This window comes from Streptomyces sp. CB01635 (assembly GCF_002803065.1).
GTDB lineage: Bacteria > Actinomycetota > Actinomycetes > Streptomycetales > Streptomycetaceae > Streptomyces.
Genome location: NZ_NNBL01000026.1, coordinates 43,532 through 61,548, shown reverse-complemented (window position 1 = coordinate 61,548; position 18,017 = coordinate 43,532). Strand labels below are relative to the sequence as shown.

Here is an 18,017-nt window from a genome sequence, read left to right as displayed (position 1 = left end):
GCTATCAGACCGCCCTCATCAGCAGGGTCGCGGCGACGATGAGTGCCGCACCGCCGAACATCGAGACGGCGTACGAGCGGGCGTAGCCGTTCTGGAGCTTGCGCAGCCGGCCGGAGAGCCCGCCGACCGAGGCCGCCGTCCCGTTGACCACGCCGTCGACCAGGGTGTGGTCGACGTAGACCAGGGAGCGGGTGAGGTGCTCGCCGCCGCGGACCAGGACCACGTGGTTGAAGTCGTCCTGGAGGAGGTCACGGCGGGCGGCCCGGGTGAGCAGCGAGCCGCGTGGGGCGACGACCGGGACCGGGCGCCGGGCGTACTGGAGGTAGGCCAGGCCCGCGCCGATCACCAGGACCACCATGGTGGCGGCGGTGACGGTCGTGGCACTGATCGGCGCGTCCCCGTGGCTGTGCTCGGTGACCGGCTCCAGCCAGTGCAGGAAGCGGTCGCCGATGCTGAAGAAGCCACCCGCGAAGACGGATCCGACGGCGAGCACGATCATCGGGATCGTCATGGACTTCGGCGACTCGTGCGGGTGCGGCTCGTGGCCCTCCGCGTCCGGCTGCCAGCGCTTCTCACCGAAGAAGGTCATGATCATCACGCGCGTCATGTAGTACGCGGTGATGGCCGCGCCGAGCAGGGCCACCGATCCGAGGATCCAGCCCTCCGTGCCGCCCTTCGCGAACGCCGCCTCGATGATCTTGTCCTTGGAGAAGAAGCCGGACAGACCTGGGAAGCCGATGATCGCGAGATAGCCGAGCCCGAACGTGACGAACGTGACCGGCATGTACTTCCTGAGGGCGCCGTACTTCCTCATGTCCACCTCGTCGTTCATGCCGTGCATGACCGAACCGGCGCCGAGGAAGAGGCCCGCCTTGAAGAAGCCGTGCGTCACCAGGTGCATGATCGCGAAGACGTAGCCGATGGGGCCGAGGCCCGCGGCCAGCACCATGTACCCGATCTGCGACATCGTCGAGCCGGCCAGCGCCTTCTTGATGTCGTCCTTCGCGCAACCGACGATCGCACCGAACAGGAGCGTGACCGCACCCACGATGACGACGACGAGCTGTGCGTCCGGCGACGCGTTGAACACCGCGCCGGAGCGGACGATCAGATAGACACCGGCGGTCACCATGGTCGCGGCGTGGATGAGGGCCGAGACCGGGGTCGGGCCCTCCATCGCGTCACCGAGCCAGGACTGCAGCGGCACCTGGGCGGACTTGCCGCACGCGGCGAGCAGCAGCATCAGGGCGATGCCCGTCAGCGTCGCGCCGCCGCCCTGGTGCTCCTCCGCCGCCTTCAGGACCGGCGCGAAGGCGAACGTCCCGAACGTCGTGAACATCAGCATGATGGCGATCGACAGGCCCATGTCGCCGACGCGGTTGACCAGGAAGGCCTTCTTCGCCGCGGTCGCCGCGCTGGGCTTGTGCTGCCAGAAACCGATCAGGAGGTACGAGGCGAGGCCCACGCCCTCCCAGCCGACGTACAGGAGCAGGTAGTTGTCGGCGAGGACCAGGAGCAGCATCGCCGCGAGGAACAGGTTCAGGTAGCCGAAGAAGCGGCGGCGCCGCTCGTCGTGCTCCATGTACCCGATCGAGTAGATGTGGATCAGCGTGCCCACACCGGAGATCAGGAGCACGAACGTCATCGACAGCTGGTCCAGCTGGAAGGAGACGTCGGCCTGGAAGCCCTCGACCGGGATCCAGCTGAACAGGTGCTGGGTGAAGGTGCGGTCGTCGGCGCTCTTGCCGAGCATGTCGGCGAAAAGGAGGACGCCGATGACGAAGGAGGCGGCCGAGAGCAGCGTGCCGAGCAGATGGCCCACACGGTCCAGCCGCCGTCCGCCACACAGCAGTACGGCCGCTCCGAGCAGTGGCGCCGCTACCAGCAGCGCAATCAGGTTTTCCACTGTGCAGCGACCCCTTACAGCTTCATCAGGCTGGCGTCGTCGACCGAGGCCGAGTGGCGGGAACGGAACAGCGACACGATGATCGCGAGCCCGACCACGACCTCCGCGGCGGCGACGACCATCGTGAAGAAGGCGATGATCTGGCCGTCGAGATTGCCGTGCATCCGGGAGAACGCGACGAACGCGAGGTTGCAGGCGTTGAGCATCAGCTCGACGCACATGAACAGAACGATCGCGTTCCGCCTGATGAGCACGCCGGTGGCGCCGATCGTGAACAACAGGGCGGCGAGATACAGGTAGTTGACCGGATTCACTTCGACGCCTCCTCGGTCCGCTCAAGGCGCTCGGCCGAGCGCTGCTCCAGGGCCTTCAGATCACCGAGCGCCTCGTCCGACACGTCGCGGATCTGACCGCGCTCGCGCAGCGTCTGCATGACCGTGAGCTCCGACGGGGTGCCGTCGGGGAGCAGGCCCGCGATGTCGACCGCGTTGTGCCGGGCGTAGACACCCGGGGCGGGCAGCGGCGGGAGGTGCTTGCCCTCGCGCACGCGCTGCTCGGCCATCTCCCGCTGCGTCCTGGCCCGCTCGATGCGCTCTCGGTGCGTGAGCACCATGGCTCCGAGGGTGGCCGTGATCAGCAGGGCGCCGGTGATCTCGAAGGCGAAGACGTACTTCGTGAAGATGAGGGCGGCGAGCCCTTCCACGTTCCCCCCGGCGTTCGCCTTGCCCAGTCCGCTGAACTGGTGGAGCGAGGCGTTCCCGATGCCCGCGAGGAGCAGGATCCCGAAGCCGAGTCCGCACAGCAGGGCCAGCCAGCGCTGCCCCTTGATGGTCTCCTTCAAGGAGTCCGCCGCGGTGACACCGACGAGCATGACCACGAAGAGGAACAGCATCATGATCGCGCCGGTGTAGACGATGATCTGGACGACGCCCAGGAAGTACGCGCCGTTGGCCAGGTAGAAGACCGCCAGGATGATCATGGTCCCGGCGAGGCACAGCGCGCTGTGCACCGCCTTCTTCATCAGGACCGTGCACAGGGCGCCGATGACGGCGACCGTGCCGAGGACCCAGAACTGGAAGGCCTCACCCGTGGAGGTCGCGTAGGCGGCGAGCTGGCTCATGCCTCCGCCCCCTCGGGTTCGGGCTTCTCGCCCTTGGAGACGGCGACCTGACGGACCGTGCCGGGCGCGGCCTCCGTCACCAGACCCCGGTAGTAGTCCTGCTCGTCCGTGCCGGGGAAGATCGAGTGGGGCGATTCGACCATGCCCTCCTCGAGTCCGGCGAGCAGCTGCTCCTTGGTGTAGATCAGGTTCTCGCGGCTGCTGTCGGCGAGCTCGAACTCGTTCGTCATCGTCAGCGCGCGCGTGGGGCACGCCTCGATGCACAGGCCGCACAGGATGCAGCGGGCGTAGTTGATCTGGTAGACGCGGCCGTAGCGCTCGCCCGGCGAGTAGCGCTCCTCGTCGGTGTTGTCCGCGCCCTCCACATAGATGGCGTCCGCGGGACAGGCCCAGGCGCACAACTCGCAGCCGATGCACTTCTCCAGGCCGTCCGGATGACGGTTGAGCTGGTGCCGGCCGTGGAAGCGCGGGGCCGTGGTCTTGGGCTGCTCCGGGTACTGCTCCGTCAGCCGCTTCTTGAACATGGCCTTGAAGGTCACGCCGAAGCCGGCCACGGGATTCTGGAAGCCGGGCTTGGTCTGCCCGCCCTCCGTCGACTCGTCAGCCATGGGACGCCTCCTTTCCGTCACTGGGACTCTCACCGGTTTCGTCACTGGCAGTATCCGGTCCGCCACTGACAATCAACTCCCGCTCCCCGCGCGGGCGTCGGCGCGGCACGGCCGGCGGAGTCTGGCCGGGCAGCGGCGGGACCGGGAAGCCGCCTGCCATCGGGTCGAAGGCCGCGGCCTGTTCGGCCGCCTCCCGCGCCTCGCGTTCCTTGCCGCCGCGGTCCCTGAAGATGTCGACGAGGAACGAGAGCAGCAGCAGGGTGAGAACGCCTGCGCTCACGTACAGGGCGATGGGCCAGAAGGAGTAGTTCTCGTTCCGCAGGGTCCGCACGGTGGCGACGAGCATCAGCCAGACCACGGAGACCGGGATGAGGACCTTCCAGCCGAGCTTCATCAGCTGGTCGTAGCGCACGCGCGGGAGCGTGCCGCGCAGCCAGATGAAGAAGAACAGCAGCAGCTGGACCTTGATGACGAACCAGAGCATCGGCCACCAGCCGTGGTTCGCGCCCTCCCAGAAGGTGGACACCGGCCACGGGGCCCGCCAGCCGCCCAGGAAGAGCGTCACCGACACGGCCGAGACCGTCACCATGTTCACGTACTCGGCGAGCATGAACAGCGCGAACTTGATCGACGAGTACTCGGTGTTGAAGCCGCCGACGAGGTCGCCCTCGGACTCCGGCATGTCGAACGGCGCGCGGTTCGTCTCGCCGACCATCGTCACGATGTAGATGAGGAACGAGACCGGCAGGAGCACGATGTACCAGCGGTCGTGCTGCTGGGCGACGATCTCCGAGGTGGACATCGACCCGGAGTAGAGGAACACCGACGCGAAGGCCGCGCCCATCGCGATCTCGTACGAGATCATCTGGGCGCAGGACCGCAGACCACCCAGCAAGGGGTAGGTCGATCCGGAACTCCAACCCGCGAGCACGATCCCGTAGATGCCGACCGAGGCGACCGCGAGGATGTAGAGCATCGCGATCGGCAGGTCGGTGAGCTGCATCGTGGTGCGGTGGCCGAAGATCGAGACCTCGTTGCCGGACGGCCCGAAGGGGATCACGGCGATCGCCATGAACGCCGGGATGGCGGCGACGACCGGGGCCAGGATGTAGACCACCTTGTCGGCGCGCTTGACGACGACGTCTTCCTTCAGCATCAGCTTGATGCCGTCGGCGAGCGACTGGAGCATGCCCCAGGGGCCGTGCCGGTTGGGGCCGATGCGCAGCTGCATCCAGGCGACGACCTTGCGCTCCCACACGATGGAGAAGAGCACGGTCACCATCAGGAAGGCGAAGCAGAAGACCGCCTTGACCGCGACCAGCCACCAGGGATCGCGGCCGAACAGCGAGAGGTCTTCCAAAGCGAGCGGGATCATGACTGCACCTCCTTGGCCTCGTCGATGCCCGCGGGACCGATCCGGACGAGTGCGCCGGGCACGGCCCCCGTGTCGGAGGCCACGCCCCCGCCGGTGGAGTTCAGCGGAAGCCACACCACGCGGTCCGGCATCTCCGTGACCTGGAGCGGGAGTCGGGTCGTCCCCGCCGGTCCGGTGACGGCGAGCTCGTCGCCGTCCTTGACGCCCGCCTCGGCAGCCGTGGCGGCCGACACACGCGCGCGTGCCGCGTGCCGCGTGCCGGCGAGCGCGTCGTCGCCCTCCTGGAGGCGGCCCTGGTCGAGCAGCAGCCGGTGCCCCGCGAGGACGGCCTCACCGGACGCGGGCCGCGGCAGCTGCGAGGCCGTCTCCAGCGAGTCCGTCGCGCGGAGCCCGCTCCACCCGCCGAGGCGGTCGAACTCCCCCCGCGCGGCCCGCAGGTCCGGCAGGCCCAGGTGTACGTCCATGGCGTCCGCGAGCATCTGGAGGACCCGCGCGTCTGCGGGCGCCAGGGATCGCGTCATCTGGTCGGGCTTGAGCGCGGCCTCGAAGAGGCGTGCCCGGCCTTCCCAGTTGAGGAACGTGCCCGCCTTCTCGGCGACCGCGGCGACCGGAAGCACGACGTCCGCGTGGTCGGTGACCTCGCTGGGACGCTGCTCCAGGGAGACGACGAACGCCACCTCGTGCAGTGCTTCACGCGCGCGTGCCGGGTCGGGCAGGTCCGCGACCTCGACACCGGCGACGACCAGGGCCCGCAGCTCGCCGCCGGCGGCGGCCTCGACGATCTGGCCCGTGTCGCGCCCGTAGCGGTGCGGGAGTTCGGACACTCCCCAGACGGCGGCCACCTCTTCCCGCGCGCGCGGGTCGGTGGCCGGACGTCCGCCGGGAAGAAGCGACGGCAGGGCGCCCGCCTCGATCGCGCCGCGCTCCCCGGCCCGGCGCGGAATCCACACCAGATGGGCGCCGGTCGCCGTGGCGGCCCGTACGACGGCGGTCAGGGCGCCCGGCACGGACGCGAGCCGCTCGCCGACGACGATGACGGCATCCTCGGCACGCAGCGCCTGGGACGCCTCGGCGCCGCCGTCCTCCAGGCCGAAGCCGGAGGCGAGTGCGTCCAGCCACTCGGTCTCGGTGCCCGGAGCGGCCGGCAGCAGCGTGCCGCCCGCCTTCTCCAGGCCCCTGGTCGCGAACGGGGCGAGCCCGAACGTCCGCTGGCCGTGCCCGCGCCACGCCTTGCGCAGCTTCAGGAAGACGCCGGGCGCCTCCTCCTCGGCCTCGATCCCGACGAGGAGGACAGCGGGCGCCTTCTCCAGAGACGTGTACGTGACCCCGACACCGTCGAGGTCACGCCCGCGTCCGGCGACCCGCGCCGCCAGGAAGTCGGCCTCCTCGCTGCTGTGCACGCGCGCGCGGAAGTCGATGTCGTTCGTGTCGAGCGCCACGCGCGCGAACTTGCTGTACGCGTACGCGTCCTCAACGGTGAGCCGGCCACCGGTCAGGACCCCGGCACGACCGCGGGCCGACAGCAGACCCCGGGCCGCGACATCCAGGGCTTCGGGCCAGGAAGCGGGCTCGAGGACACCGTCCGCGTTACGGACGAGCGGCGTGGTCAGCCGGTCGGGCTTCTGCGCGTAACGGAACCCGAAGCGGCCCTTGTCGCAGACCCACTCCTCGTTGACCTCGGGGTCCGGCGACGCGAGGCGCCGCATGACCTTGCCGCGCCGGTGGTCCGTGCGGGTCGCACAGCCGCCCGCGCAGTGCTCGCACACGCTGTGCGAGGACACGAGGTCGAAGGGCCTGGAGCGGAATCGGTACGCCGCCGAGGTCAGCGCCCCGACCGGACAGATCTGGATCGTGTTCCCGGAGAAGTACGACTCGAAGGGGTCGCCCTCGCCGGTGCCGACCTGCTGGAGCGCGCCGCGCTCGAGCAGCTCGATCATCGGGTCACCGGCGATCTGGTTGCTGAACCGCGTGCAGCGTGCGCAGAGCACACACCGCTCACGGTCGAGCAGGACCTGGGGCGAGATCGGGACCGGCTTCTCGAACGTCCGCTTCTTCCCGTCGAAACGGGAGTCGGACTGGCCGTGCGACATGGCCTGGTTCTGCAGCGGGCACTCGCCGCCCTTGTCGCAGACCGGGCAGTCCAGCGGGTGGTTGATGAGGAGCAGCTCCATCACGCCTCGCTGCGCCTTCTCGGCGACGGGCGAGCTGAGCTGGCTCTTGACCACCATGCCGTCGGTGCAGGTGATGGTGCAGGACGCCATCGGCTTGCGCTGGCCCTCGACCTCGACGATGCACTGGCGGCAGGCGCCGGCCGGGTCGAGCAGGGGGTGATCGCAGAAGCGGGGGATCTCGATGCCGAGCTGTTCGGCGGCGCGGATCACCAGCGTGCCCTTGGGCACGCTGATCCCGATGCCGTCGATCGTCAGCGAGACGAGATCTTCCGGCGGCACCGCCGCCTCACCGCCCCCGGAGGGAGCGCCTGTGGTTACCGTCATGCGTTCACCTCCGTGCGCTGGTCCGCCCAAGCGGTCGACTTGGCGGGGTCGAAGGGGCAGCCCTTGCCCGTGATGTGCTGCTCGTACTCCTCGCGGAAGTACTTGAGCGAGGAGAAGATCGGGGACGCGGCGCCGTCGCCGAGCGCGCAGAACGACTTGCCGTTGATGTTGTCGGCGATGTCGTTCAGCTTGTCGAGGTCGGCCATCAAGCCCTTGCCGGCCTCGATGTCGCGCAGCAACTGCACGAGCCAGTACGTTCCTTCACGGCACGGTGTGCACTTGCCGCAGGACTCGTGGGCGTAGAACTCGGTCCAGCGGGTGACCGCCCGCACGACGCAGGTCGTCTCGTCGAAGCACTGGAGCGCCTTCGTGCCGAGCATCGATCCCGCGGCGCCGACGCCCTCGTAGTCGAGGGGCACGTCGAGGTGCTCGTCGGTGAACATCGGTGTCGAACTGCCGCCGGGCGTCCAGAACTTGAGGCGGTGACCGGGGCGCATGCCGCCGCTCATGTCGAGCAGCTGGCGCAGCGTGATGCCGAGCGGCGCCTCGTACTGGCCGGGGTTGGTGACGTGCCCGCTGAGCGAGTACAGCGTGAAGCCCGGGGACTTCTCGCTGCCCATCGACTTGAACCAGTCCTTGCCGCGATTCAGGATCGCGGGAACCGACGCGATGGACTCGACGTTGTTGACAACAGTGGGGCACGCGTAGAGCCCCGCGACCGCGGGGAAGGGGGGACGGAGCCGCGGCTGGCCACGGCGGCCTTCCAGCGAGTCGAGCAGTGCGGTCTCCTCGCCACAGATGTACGCGCCCGCGCCCGCGTGCACCGTGAGTTCGAGGTTCAGCCCGCTGCCCAGGACGTTCTCGCCGAGGTAGCCCGCCGCGTAGGCCTCCCGTACGGCCTCGTGGAGCCGTCGCAGTACGGGGACGGCCTCGCCCCGCAGATAGATGAAGGCATGCGAAGAGCGGATCGCGTAGCACGCGATCACGATCCCCTCGATGAGGGAATGCGGGTTCGCGAAGAGGAGCGGGATGTCCTTGCAGGTCCCGGGCTCAGACTCGTCGGCGTTGACAACCAGATAGTGCGGTTTGCCGTCGCCCTGCGGAATGAACTGCCACTTCATTCCGGTGGGGAAGCCCGCGCCGCCGCGGCCTCGCAGGCCCGAGTCCTTCACATAGGCGATCAGGTCGTCCGGCGACATGGCGAGCGCCTTGCGCAGACCCTCGTAGCCGTCGTGCCTCCGGTAGACGTCGAGGGACCAGGACTTGTCCTCGTCCCAGAACGCCGAAAGGACCGGCGAGAGCAGCTTCTCGGGGCTGGTGTCGTTGTTGATCTCGGCTGCCAAGGTCATCACTCCCCCTCCTCGGCGACAGGTCCCGCCGGGTGGGCCGGATCGGAGGACGACGTGTCCTGCGGCGCGTCGTGCGAACTCAGGTGCTCGGCGGGCGACGTGTCGTGCGGTGCCGCGTTGTCGGCGTCCCGATGGGGGCCTCCGTCGCGCGGATGGACCACCCGCGCGGGGGCGGCCTCCCCCTTGGCGAGGCGCAGGCCGATCAGCGAGGCAGGTCCCGCGCTGCCGCTCGCCTCGACGGCGCCGGGCCGTTCGTCCGGGAAGCCGGCGAGGATCCGCGCGGTCTCCTTGTACGTGCACAGGGGGGCACCGCGGGTGGGTTCGACCTGCGCGCCCGCGCGCAGGTCGTCGACCAGCCGCTTCGCGCTGCCCACCGTCTGGTTGTCGAAGAACTCCCAGTTGACCATCACGACGGGCGCGAAGTCGCAGGCCGCGTTGCACTCGATGTGCTCGAGGGTGACCTTGCCGTCCTCGGTGGTCCCGCCGTTGCCGACACCCAGGTGCTCCTGGAGGGCCTCGAAGATGGCGTCGCCGCCCATCACTGCGCACAGCGTGTTCGTGCAGACCCCGACCTGGTAGTCACCGCTCGGCTTGCGCCGGTACATCGTGTAGAACGTCGCGACGGCGGTGACCTCGGCGGTGGTCAGGCCCAGCATGTCGGCGCAGAACTGCATGCCCGTGCGCGTGACATGGCCCTCCTCCGACTGCACGAGGTGCAGCAGCGGGAGGAGCGCGGAGCGCGATCCCGGGTAGCGGGCGATGATCTCGCGCGCGTCCGTCTCGAGCCTGGCTCGAACGTCGTCCGGGTAGTCGGGCGCGGGCAGTCGGGGCATGCCCAGGCTGACGCCCTGGCCCTGCTCGGAAGGAGTGGTGGTCACCGGTCGACGCCTCCCATCACGGGGTCGATGGACGCGACGGCGACGATGACGTCGGCGACCTGGCCGCCCTCGCACATCGCCGCCATGGCCTGAAGGTTGGTGAAGGAAGGGTCTCGGTAGTGGACCCGGTAAGGGCGGGTGCCGCCGTCGGACACGACGTGCACCCCGAGCTCCCCCTTGGGGGATTCGACGGCGGAGTACGCCTGCCCGGCGGGGACCCGGAAGCCCTCCGTCACCAGCTTGAAGTGGTGGATCAGGGACTCCATGGAGGTGCCCATGATCTGCTTGATGTGGTCGAGCGAGTTGCCGAGGCCGTCCGGGCCGAGCGCGAGCTGCGCCGGCCAGGCGATCTTCTTGTCGCCGACCATGACCGGGCCCGGGGCGAGCCGGTCCAGGCACTGCTCGACGATGCGCAGCGACTGCCGCATCTCCTCCAGGCGGATCAGGAAGCGTCCGTAGGAGTCGCAGGTGTCGGCGGTCGGGACCTCGAAGTCGTAGTTCTCGTAACCGCAGTACGGCTGCGATTTGCGCAGGTCGTGCGGGAGGCCCGCCGAGCGCAGGATCGGTCCGGTGGCGCCGAGGGCCATGCAGCCGGTGAGGTCGAGATAGCCGACGTCCTGCATACGGGCCTTGAAGATGGGGTTCCCGGTGGCGAGCTTGTCGTACTCGGGAAGGTTCTTCGACATCTTCTTCACGAACTCGCGGATCTGGTCCACCGCGCCGGGCGGCAGGTCCTGGGCGAGTCCGCCGGGCCGGATGTACGCGTGGTTCATGCGCAGGCCGGTGATGAGCTCGTAGATATCGAGAATGAGTTCACGATCACGGAAGCCGTAGATCATGATCGTCGTGGCGCCGAGCTCCATGCCGCCGGTGGCGATGGCGACCAGGTGCGAGGACATCCGGTTCAGCTCCATCAGGAGTACCCGGATGATCGACGCGCGGTCGGGGATCTCGTTCTCGATGCCGAGAAGTTTCTCGACCGCGAGGCAGTACGCCGTCTCGTTGAAGAACGGCGTCAGATAGTCCATGCGCGTCACGAACGTGGTGCCCTGCGTCCACGTGCGGTACTCGAGGTTCTTCTCGATGCCCGTGTGCAGATAGCCGATGCCGCAGCGGGCCTCGGTGACCGTCTCGCCGTCGATCTCCAGGATCAGCCGGAGCACGCCGTGCGTGGACGGGTGCTGCGGGCCCATGTTGACGATGATGCGCTCGTCGTCGGCCTTGGCCGCGGACTGGACGACCTCGTCCCAGTCGCCGCCGGTGACCGTATATACGGTCCCCTCGGTCGTCTCGCGCGCCGAAGCGGCCGATGCCGCAGAAGAAGTAGACATCAGGAGTACGACCTCCGCTGGTCCGGAGCCGGGATCTGGGCGCCCTTGTACTCGACGGGGATGCCGCCGAGGGGGTAGTCCTTGCGCTGCGGGAAGCCCTGCCAGTCGTCCGGCATCATGATCCGCGTCAGCGCCGGGTGGCCGTCGAAGACCAGACCGAAGAAGTCGTACGTCTCGCGCTCGTGCCAGTCGTTCGTCGGATAGACGGCGACCAGCGAGGGGACGTGCGGATCCGCGTCGGGGGCGCTGACTTCGAGACGGATCAGCCGGTTGTGGGTGATCGAGCGCAGGTGGTAGACGGCGTGCAGCTCGCGGCCCTTGTCGTCCGGGTAGTGCACCCCGCTCACGCCCGTGCAGAGCTCGAAGCGCAGGGCCGGGTCGTCGCGCAGCGTCTGGGCGACGCGCACCAGGTACTCGCGTTCGATGTGGAACGTGAGCTCGTCGCGGTCGACGACGGTCTTGTCGATGGCGTTCTCGGGGACGAGGCCCTGTTCCTCCAGAGCCCCCTCCAGCTCGTCGGCCACCTCGTCGAACCAGCCGCCGTACGGCCGCGTGGCGGCGCCCGGCAGCCGTACGGAGCGGACGAGGCCGCCGTAGCCCGAGGTGTCGCCGCCGTTGTTGGCGCCGAACATGCCGCGCTGGACGCGGATCTCCTCGCCCTGGTCGCCCCGCTGCCCCGGGAGGTTGGCCGCGCTGAGGTCCTTCTCGGGGTTGACCCCGTTGCTGTCCGCGTCGCTCACCGCAGCAGCCCCTTCATCTCGATCGTCGGGAGCGCCTTGAGCGCCGCTTCCTCCGCCTCACGGGCCGCCTCCTCGGCGTTCACGCCGAGCTTGGAGGACTGGATCTTCTGATGGAGCTTGAGAATCGCGTCCATCAGCATCTCCGGCCGCGGCGGACAGCCGGGCAGGTAGATGTCCACAGGGACTACGTGGTCGACGCCCTGCACGATCGCGTAGTTGTTGAACATCCCGCCCGACGAGGCGCACACGCCCATGGAGATGACCCACTTGGGGTTCGGCATCTGGTCGTAGACCTGCCGCAGGACGGGCGCCATCTTCTGGCTCACGCGCCCGGCCACGATCATCAGGTCCGCCTGCCGCGGCGAGCCGCGGAAGACCTCCATACCGAAGCGCGCCAGGTCATAGCGGCCGGCGCCCGTCGTCATCATCTCGATGGCACAGCACGCCAGGCCGAACGTGGCCGGGAAGACGGATGACTTGCGCACCCAGCCCGCGGCCTGCTCGACGGTGGTCAGCAGAAAGCCGCTCGGCAGCTTTTCTTCGAGTCCCATGGCTTAAGGCCCCTCAGTCCCATTCCAGGCCGCCGCGCCGCCATACGTACGCGTACGCGACGAAGACGGTGAGCACGAAGAGCAGCATCTCCACGAGCCCGAAAACACCCAGGGCGTCGAAGGTGACGGCCCAGGGGTAGAGGAAGACGATCTCGATGTCGAAGACGATGAAGAGCATCGCCGTCAGGTAGTACTTGATGGGGAAGCGCCCGCCGCCGGCCGGCGTGGGGGTCGGCTCGATACCGCACTCGTAGGCCTCGAGCTTGGCCCGGTTGTATCGCTTTGGACCGATAAGCGTGGCCATGACCACGGAGAAGATCGCAAAGCCTGCCCCGAGGGCTCCCAGTACGAGGATGGGCGCATACGCGTTCACCGCTCCTCGCTCCTCTCAGTCGGCGCTGACTGCTGGCGGATACGTGGGGCCCGCCTCCCGCTCCCCGCGAAGCCACCCCCGGTTGTACGAAGATCGCTCACATGTGAAGCAGGTCACAAGCCCAACTGCCCCGCATCCTATGCCTGCCGGTCTGTGATCTGCGACACGGGGTGCGCCAACAGCTTTGTGATCTCCACCACCTGACGAAGGATCATGAAGTCGGATGAGCGGTGATCTTCACACGCGAAGCGCCTGAGTGATCACCAGACGTGACATCTTGGCGCGTTACCCCAGGTGACAGCGCTGGCCCAATATCAAGAGGTGGCGCGCCCAGGCAAATTGGCGCTGGACAGAACTGGCTGATAGCGGACGCCGTTCACACATCAGAGGGAGAGGTGTGGACGTAAGTGGACGCGGGCACGCGCTCACGAGGAGCGTCCGACCGCGAAGGCGGCCCCATTGTGACCTGCGTCACGGCGACCGTTATCGATTGGAAACCGGGCTTGGCCATCGGTATCAACGAGTGGTAGGCCGAGGGCAATTCGGGCGTATTACAGAAAGCCCATGATCACAGGCTTGATCAGCCCTGTCCGTATTGCCCGTTACGGCGTCAATAAAGGCCGCCGCGCCCGGGATTCAAACGTTCTCACGACAACTGTGGCGCACCACACGTTTCTTGAAGGAACCATGGAGGCCCTGATAGCGGTTGTACTCATGTCCCACACCGCTCACATACCCAGCCACCGGAAGCCCCGTCGCAGCGCGTCGAAAATCGCCCTGCGCGCCGGAGTTGCCGGTGGCGTACTCAGCACCCTGGCAGTGGCCGGTGCGTCCGGCCCGGCGTTTGCCGCCGAGCCGGTGACCGAGACCATCGAGATGCCGACCATCACGGCGGACCTCTCCGCTCAGGTCGCCCAGTCGGCGGACGCCACCCAGCAGGCCGCGAACTCCTATGCGCTGCAGGCCGAGCAGGACCAGGCCGTCGCAAAGGCCGCGAAGCAGGCCAAGTCGGACCAGGCTCTCGCCGAGAAGAAGGCGGAGGCCAAGAAGAAGGCCGAGGCCGAGGCGAAGCGCAAGGCCGAGGAAGCGCGTGCGTCGCGCTCCGCCGAGCGCACGACCCTCTCCGCCGCCTCCTCCGCGAAGTCCGACGTCGTGGCCCCTGCCAGCGGCAGCGTCGCGTCCGTCATCGCCTTCCTGAAGGCGCAGCTCGGCGACGCGTACGTCATGGGCGGCACCGGCCCCAACTCCTGGGACTGCTCCGGCCTGACCCAGGCCGCGTTCGCGCAGGCCGGCATCAGCCTGCCGCGCGTCTCGCAGGACCAGTCGACGGCCGGCACCCCGGTCTCCCTCGACAGCCTGCAGGTCGGCGACCTCCTCTACTGGGGCGCCGCGGGCTCGGCGTACCACGTGGGTGTGTACATCGGTAACGGCCAGTACCTGGACGCCGCGAACCCCTCCAAGGGCGTCGTCATCCAGGACCTGTCCGGCTACCCGGCGAGCGGTGCGGTTCGCGTTCTCTGAGATTTCACGGCAAAGGGCCATCACCCCCTCTCGGGAGTGATGGCCCTTTGCCGTATAACCAGCAAATTCCGTGTAGCTCGCGAATCAGCTCTTCGGTGACAATTCACCCATTGGGCCCCAACTGCCGCCCGGGATCTCCGTATTGATGATCTCCGGTACGGAGGCGATCAGACCGGACATCGTCTCCAGGCCGGCCTTGAAGTGGTCGGAGCCCACGTGCGCGGCCCCCGCGTCCCCGTCCCGGAAGCCCTCCAGGAGGACGTACTGGTTCGGGTCCTCGACGCTGCGGGACCAGTCGAAGAAGAGGTTGCCCTCCTCGGCGCGCGTGGCACGGGTGAAATCGGCGGTGTGCTCCAGCCAGGAGTCGGCGTACTCGGGCCGGGCGGTGAACTTCACGGCGATGAAAATCATGCAGCCAGGGTGCTCCGTGCCGCCCCGCTCGGCCAGTTCGGCGCGCACGATTCCGGGAGCGCCGGAAAAGCCGTGCCTACGCGGCGCGGGCCGAGCGCCGCAGGAGCGCCGTGAGCGCCCGCTGCCGGTCGCGGAGCGCGACGGCCGGCAGAGCCCACCGACAGGGCGCGTCCGGGCCGCTCACGCCTTCGGCGCCACCTTGCTCAGGCCGTTGATGATGCGGTCCATCGCGTCGCCGCCCGTCGGGTCGGTCAGGTTGGCGAGCATCTTCAGCGTGAACTTCATGAGCACCGGGTGCGACAGGCCACGCTGCGTCGCGATCTTCATGACCTTCGGGTTGCCGATGAGCTTCACGAAGGCGCGGCCGAGCGTGTAGTAGCCGCCGTAGGTGTCCTTGAGGACCTTCGGGTAGCGGTGGAGGGCGAGTTCGCGCTGGGCGTCGGTCGCGCGGGCGTGCGCCTGCACGATGACATCGGCCGCGATCTGGCCGGACTCCATGGCGTACGCGATGCCCTCGCCGTTGAACGGGTTCACCATGCCGCCCGCGTCGCCGACCAGGAGCAGGCCCTTGGTGTAGTGCGGCTGGCGGTTGAAGGCCATGGGCAGGGCGGCGCCGCGGATCGGCATCGTCATGTTGTCCGGGGTGTAGCCCCAGTCCTCCGGCATCGAGGCGCACCAGGCCTTCAGGACCTCGCGCCAGTCGAGCTCCTTGAAGGCGGCGGAGGAGTCGAGGATGCCGAGGCCGACGTTCGACGTGCCGTCGCCCATGCCGAAGATCCAGCCGTAGCCGGGCAGCAGCCGGTCCTGGGCGCCGCGGCGGTCCCACAGTTCCAGCCAGGACTCCAGGTAGTCGTCGTCGTGGCGGGGCGAGGTGAAGTACGTGCGGACCGCGACGCCCATCGGGCGGTCCTCGCGCCGGTGCAGGCCCATCGCGAGGGACAGACGGGTCGAGTTGCCGTCCGCCGCGACGACGAGGGGCGCGTGGAAGGTGACTTCGCGCTTCTCCTCGCCGAGCTTGGCGTTGACACCCGTGATGTGGCCCGTGCGGTCGTCGATGATCGGGGCGCCGACGTTGCAGCGCTCGTACAGGCGCGCGCCCGCCTTCTGCGCCTGCCGGGCGAGCTGCTCGTCGAAGTCGTCGCGCTTGCGGACGAGTCCGTAGTCCGGGTAGGAGGCGAGATCCGGCCAGTCCAGCTGGAGCCGGACGCCGCCGCCGATGATCCGCAGACCCTTGTTCCGCAGCCAGCCCGCCTCTTCGGAGATGTCGATGCCCATCGACACGAGCTGCTTGGTGGCCCGCGGGGTGAGGCCGTCGCCGCACACCTTTTCCCTGGGGAACGCGGTCTTCTCAAGAAGGAGGACGTCGAGTCCGGCCTTGGCCAGGTAGTACGCGGTCGTCGAACCGGCTGGCCCGGCCCCGACGACGATCACATCTGCGCTGTGCTCGGAGAGGGGCTCGGTCACGGCGGGTTCTCCCGAAGACTCGAAATCTGCGTGCCGCGCGGCACCGGATGTGGGCAGTCTATGCAGCGGTACTGATCACCCAGTCGAAGGGCCGCCCTGTGAACCGAGCTCTGCCTGATGTACAGCTGCGTGTCCCCACCGACGAGGACGCCTTCGCCTGGCACCGCGTCTTCGACGACCCGGAGGTCATGGAGTTCCACGGCGGGGCCGCTGCCGAGCTGTCCGTGTACGAGGAGCTGACTGCCCGGCAGCGCCGGCATGACGCGGAGCGCGGCTTCTGCCTGTGGACGATGACCGACCCGGACGGCGACGTCATCGGTTTCACGGGCGCGCAGCCCTGGCCGCACGCCTGGGGTCCGGCGGGCGAGATCGAGATCGGCTGGCGGCTCGGGCGCGCGCACTGGGGCCGCGGCTACGCGACGGCCGCCGCGCAGGCGACGCTGGAGCGCGTACGGGCCGCGGGTGTACGGAGCGTGGTGGCGATGGTCGACTCGCGCAACGAGCGCTCGGTGGCGGTGACGCGGCGCCTCGGCATGGAGCCCGCCGAAACGTTCACCGTCCCGGGTGACCCACGCACGGGCCTCTGCTTCAGGCTCGCCTTGTAGGCCCTGCCGCTTCCGGTCGGGGGTCCGGCGGAGCTACCCTTCGGGTACCGCTGGGGGTGAAGTCTGTGCGCATTACACCCAAGACGCCCGAAGTGCGCGTACCGAAGTTCGTCGGCCTCATGGCCGTCGACGCGCGCGAGGCCGCGGCGGCGCGCGGCGTGCAGCTGGCCGCGCCCGACCGCCCCGACTTCCGTCTCACCGTGGTCGACTACGTCGTACGCCAGTACCCACTGCCCGACACCGAGGTGCCCCGCGGCGCCGTCGTCACCGTCTGGTTCGACCTGGCGGACGGCGAGGGCCACGGCGGCTCCGGGGTGAACGAGCCCCGCATGCCGGGACCGCGCGGCGGCGGGCTGCAGCGCGAACTGGACGAACCGGGCGGGACGTACTCGGTGGTCGGCACGTAACGCTCGGCATGCAGCGGCGCCCGGCCGGGTCAGTTCGTCAGGCGCCAGGACTCCAGGCCGGTCCGGTACGTCTTCTTCAGGTCGGCACACACGTCCTGCTGCCCCACGAGGAAGATCGTGTACTCGGTGCCGTCCTCGGCGACGTACGACTGGTCGATGCCGTGCATCGTCCGGCCGCCCTCGTCGCGGTAGGTGTACTCCCAGATCGCGCCCTGCCGCCCCTGGAAGGTGTTCCGGCGCAGGTCGATCCGCTGGTAGTCCTGCTTCTTCTTGTCCTCCTTGGCGTGCTTCTCCATGTTGAGGACGTTGTCGTACGAGGTGTAACCCGCGTTCGGGATGACGCCGATGAGGTAGTGCTCGGCGCCGGTGCTGCCCGCGTAGGTGATCTGGCTGCCGTTCTCGACGCCCTCGCGCGACCACACGTCGGGGATCACGAAGGAGAAGCCCATGGGGTCGGCGACCTTGCGGTAGCCGGACGGAACGGTGGCGTCCGGGGTCGCGTCCGGCGCGGGGTCCGTGGCCCGGTCCGGCGTCGCGCTCGGGGTGGGGCTCGGCGCCGGGGTCGGCTGCTGCGACGTGGCGGGCTGCTCGGTGCTGACGGCGGGTCTGTCGTCGCGGCCCGCCTTGTCGTCCTTGCCGCCGTTGTCCTGGAGCAGCAGCACGCCGGCCGTCACACCGCCCCCGATGACGAAAGCGCCCGCGATGGTGGCGACCCAGATCCCGGCGCGGCGCGGGGACTTGGCGGGCGCGGCGTCCGGCCGCACACCGAGCTGGAAGGTGTGCGGGTCGTAGACGGGGGCGGGGGCGGCCGGGCCGGGGGTGGGCCCGGGAGGAGGCGTGGGTGTGGGCGTGGGAGCGGCGGTGGCCGTCGGCAGGGCGGCCG

17 protein-coding genes and 1 pseudogene are annotated in these 18,017 nt (G+C 68.9%); 3 read left to right on the top strand and 15 right to left on the bottom strand.

Annotation, left to right across the window (positions count from 1 at the left end; all coding sequences use genetic code 11):
• Positions 1-4: 4 nt before the first annotated feature.
• The 12 genes from nuoL to CG723_RS37580 are packed head-to-tail and all read right to left on the bottom strand — an operon-like array spanning position 5 to position 12,726.
• Positions 5-1,906 (bottom strand): NADH-quinone oxidoreductase subunit L, encoded by a 1,902-nt coding sequence (gene nuoL, locus CG723_RS37635; RefSeq protein ID WP_100598033.1) that lies wholly within the window; start codon positions 1,904-1,906, stop codon positions 5-7.
• A gap of 14 nt (positions 1,907-1,920) precedes the next feature.
• Positions 1,921-2,220: an NADH-quinone oxidoreductase subunit NuoK gene (gene nuoK / locus CG723_RS37630; RefSeq protein ID WP_100598032.1), complete on the bottom strand. Its 300-nt coding sequence runs from the start codon at positions 2,218-2,220 to the stop codon at positions 1,921-1,923.
• On the bottom strand, positions 2,217-3,026 hold the full coding sequence (locus tag CG723_RS37625) for an NADH-quinone oxidoreductase subunit J (RefSeq protein WP_100598031.1): 810 nt from the start codon (positions 3,024-3,026) through the stop codon (positions 2,217-2,219). The genes nuoK and CG723_RS37625 overlap by 4 nt, the downstream gene beginning before the upstream one ends.
• Complete coding sequence (nuoI, locus tag CG723_RS37620; protein WP_100598030.1) at positions 3,023-3,634, bottom strand: NADH-quinone oxidoreductase subunit NuoI; 612 nt, start codon at positions 3,632-3,634, stop codon at positions 3,023-3,025. The genes CG723_RS37625 and nuoI overlap by 4 nt, the downstream gene beginning before the upstream one ends.
• Positions 3,627-5,009: an NADH-quinone oxidoreductase subunit NuoH gene (gene nuoH / locus CG723_RS37615; protein ID WP_100598029.1), complete on the bottom strand. Its 1,383-nt coding sequence runs from the start codon at positions 5,007-5,009 to the stop codon at positions 3,627-3,629. Before nuoH ends, nuoI begins: the two co-directional genes overlap by 8 nt.
• Positions 5,006-7,504, bottom strand: a complete 2,499-nt coding sequence (locus CG723_RS37610) for an NADH-quinone oxidoreductase subunit G (protein ID WP_100598028.1) — start codon at positions 7,502-7,504, stop codon at positions 5,006-5,008. The genes nuoH and CG723_RS37610 overlap by 4 nt, the downstream gene beginning before the upstream one ends.
• Positions 7,501-8,856 (bottom strand): NADH-quinone oxidoreductase subunit NuoF, encoded by a 1,356-nt coding sequence (nuoF, locus tag CG723_RS37605; RefSeq protein ID WP_199842052.1) that lies wholly within the window; start codon positions 8,854-8,856, stop codon positions 7,501-7,503. The genes CG723_RS37610 and nuoF overlap by 4 nt, the downstream gene beginning before the upstream one ends.
• The gene (gene nuoE, locus CG723_RS37600) at positions 8,853-9,731 is read right to left on the bottom strand and encodes an NADH-quinone oxidoreductase subunit NuoE (RefSeq protein WP_100598026.1); all 879 of its coding nucleotides are present in this window, start codon (positions 9,729-9,731) and stop codon (positions 8,853-8,855) included. Before nuoE ends, nuoF begins: the two co-directional genes overlap by 4 nt.
• Positions 9,728-11,062: an NADH-quinone oxidoreductase subunit D gene (locus tag CG723_RS37595; RefSeq protein WP_100598025.1), complete on the bottom strand. Its 1,335-nt coding sequence runs from the start codon at positions 11,060-11,062 to the stop codon at positions 9,728-9,730. Before CG723_RS37595 ends, nuoE begins: the two co-directional genes overlap by 4 nt.
• Positions 11,062-11,802 carry an NADH-quinone oxidoreductase subunit C gene (locus CG723_RS37590; protein ID WP_100598024.1) on the bottom strand — a complete coding sequence of 247 codons (741 nt, stop codon included), beginning with the start codon at positions 11,800-11,802 and terminating at the stop codon, positions 11,062-11,064. The genes CG723_RS37595 and CG723_RS37590 overlap by 1 nt, the downstream gene beginning before the upstream one ends.
• Positions 11,799-12,353, bottom strand: coding sequence for a NuoB/complex I 20 kDa subunit family protein (locus tag CG723_RS37585; protein WP_006133126.1), 555 nt, complete (start codon positions 12,351-12,353; stop codon positions 11,799-11,801). Before CG723_RS37585 ends, CG723_RS37590 begins: the two co-directional genes overlap by 4 nt.
• A 13-nt stretch (positions 12,354-12,366) precedes the next feature.
• On the bottom strand, positions 12,367-12,726 hold the full coding sequence (locus CG723_RS37580; RefSeq protein WP_007383963.1) for an NADH-quinone oxidoreductase subunit A: 360 nt from the start codon (positions 12,724-12,726) through the stop codon (positions 12,367-12,369).
• 714 nt (positions 12,727-13,440) lie between these two features.
• Here CG723_RS37580 and CG723_RS37575 point away from each other — a divergent pair.
• Complete coding sequence (locus tag CG723_RS37575) at positions 13,441-14,247, top strand: C40 family peptidase (protein ID WP_234374714.1); 807 nt, start codon at positions 13,441-13,443, stop codon at positions 14,245-14,247.
• Between the two features lie 84 nt (positions 14,248-14,331).
• Here the strand turns inward: CG723_RS37575 and CG723_RS37570 are convergent, their stop codons facing one another.
• Positions 14,332-14,658 carry a putative quinol monooxygenase gene (locus tag CG723_RS37570; RefSeq protein WP_100598075.1) on the bottom strand — a complete coding sequence of 109 codons (327 nt, stop codon included), beginning with the start codon at positions 14,656-14,658 and terminating at the stop codon, positions 14,332-14,334.
• A 180-nt stretch (positions 14,659-14,838) separates the two neighbouring features.
• The gene (locus CG723_RS37565) at positions 14,839-16,122 is read right to left on the bottom strand and encodes a geranylgeranyl reductase family protein (RefSeq protein WP_100598022.1); all 1,284 of its coding nucleotides are present in this window, start codon (positions 16,120-16,122) and stop codon (positions 14,839-14,841) included.
• 98 nt (positions 16,123-16,220) lie between these two features.
• Here CG723_RS37565 and CG723_RS37560 point away from each other — a divergent pair, with 98 nt between their 5' ends.
• Together CG723_RS37560 and CG723_RS37555 are read left to right on the top strand one after the other, a co-directional pair.
• Positions 16,221-16,727: a GNAT family N-acetyltransferase gene (locus CG723_RS37560; protein ID WP_100598074.1), complete on the top strand. Its 507-nt coding sequence runs from the start codon at positions 16,221-16,223 to the stop codon at positions 16,725-16,727.
• A gap of 65 nt (positions 16,728-16,792) precedes the next feature.
• Complete coding sequence (locus CG723_RS37555; protein ID WP_100598021.1) at positions 16,793-17,134, top strand: PASTA domain-containing protein; 342 nt, start codon at positions 16,793-16,795, stop codon at positions 17,132-17,134.
• Positions 17,135-17,163: 29 nt separating this feature from the next.
• On the opposite strand, the pseudogene CG723_RS46565 reads toward CG723_RS37555, so the two are convergent.
• Positions 17,164-18,017 (bottom strand): annotated as a pseudogene (locus CG723_RS46565) (hypothetical protein); the annotation flags it as partial.

Coding starts and splice junctions, on each gene's coding strand:
- CG723_RS37625 (WP_100598031.1), bottom strand. CDS start 3,026: ATGAGCCAGCTCGCCGCCTACGCGACCTCCACGGGTGAGGCCTTCCAG.
- nuoI (WP_100598030.1), bottom strand. CDS start 3,634: ATGGCTGACGAGTCGACGGAGGGCGGGCAGACCAAGCCCGGCTTCCAG.
- nuoH (WP_100598029.1), bottom strand. CDS start 5,009: ATGATCCCGCTCGCTTTGGAAGACCTCTCGCTGTTCGGCCGCGATCCC.
- CG723_RS37610 (WP_100598028.1), bottom strand. CDS start 7,504: ATGACGGTAACCACAGGCGCTCCCTCCGGGGGCGGTGAGGCGGCGGTG.
- CG723_RS37595 (WP_100598025.1), bottom strand. CDS start 11,062: ATGTCTACTTCTTCTGCGGCATCGGCCGCTTCGGCGCGCGAGACGACC.
- CG723_RS37585 (WP_006133126.1), bottom strand. CDS start 12,353: ATGGGACTCGAAGAAAAGCTGCCGAGCGGCTTTCTGCTGACCACCGTC.
- CG723_RS37575 (WP_234374714.1), top strand. CDS start 13,441: ATGTCCCACACCGCTCACATACCCAGCCACCGGAAGCCCCGTCGCAGC.
- CG723_RS37570 (WP_100598075.1), bottom strand. CDS start 14,658: ATGATTTTCATCGCCGTGAAGTTCACCGCCCGGCCCGAGTACGCCGAC.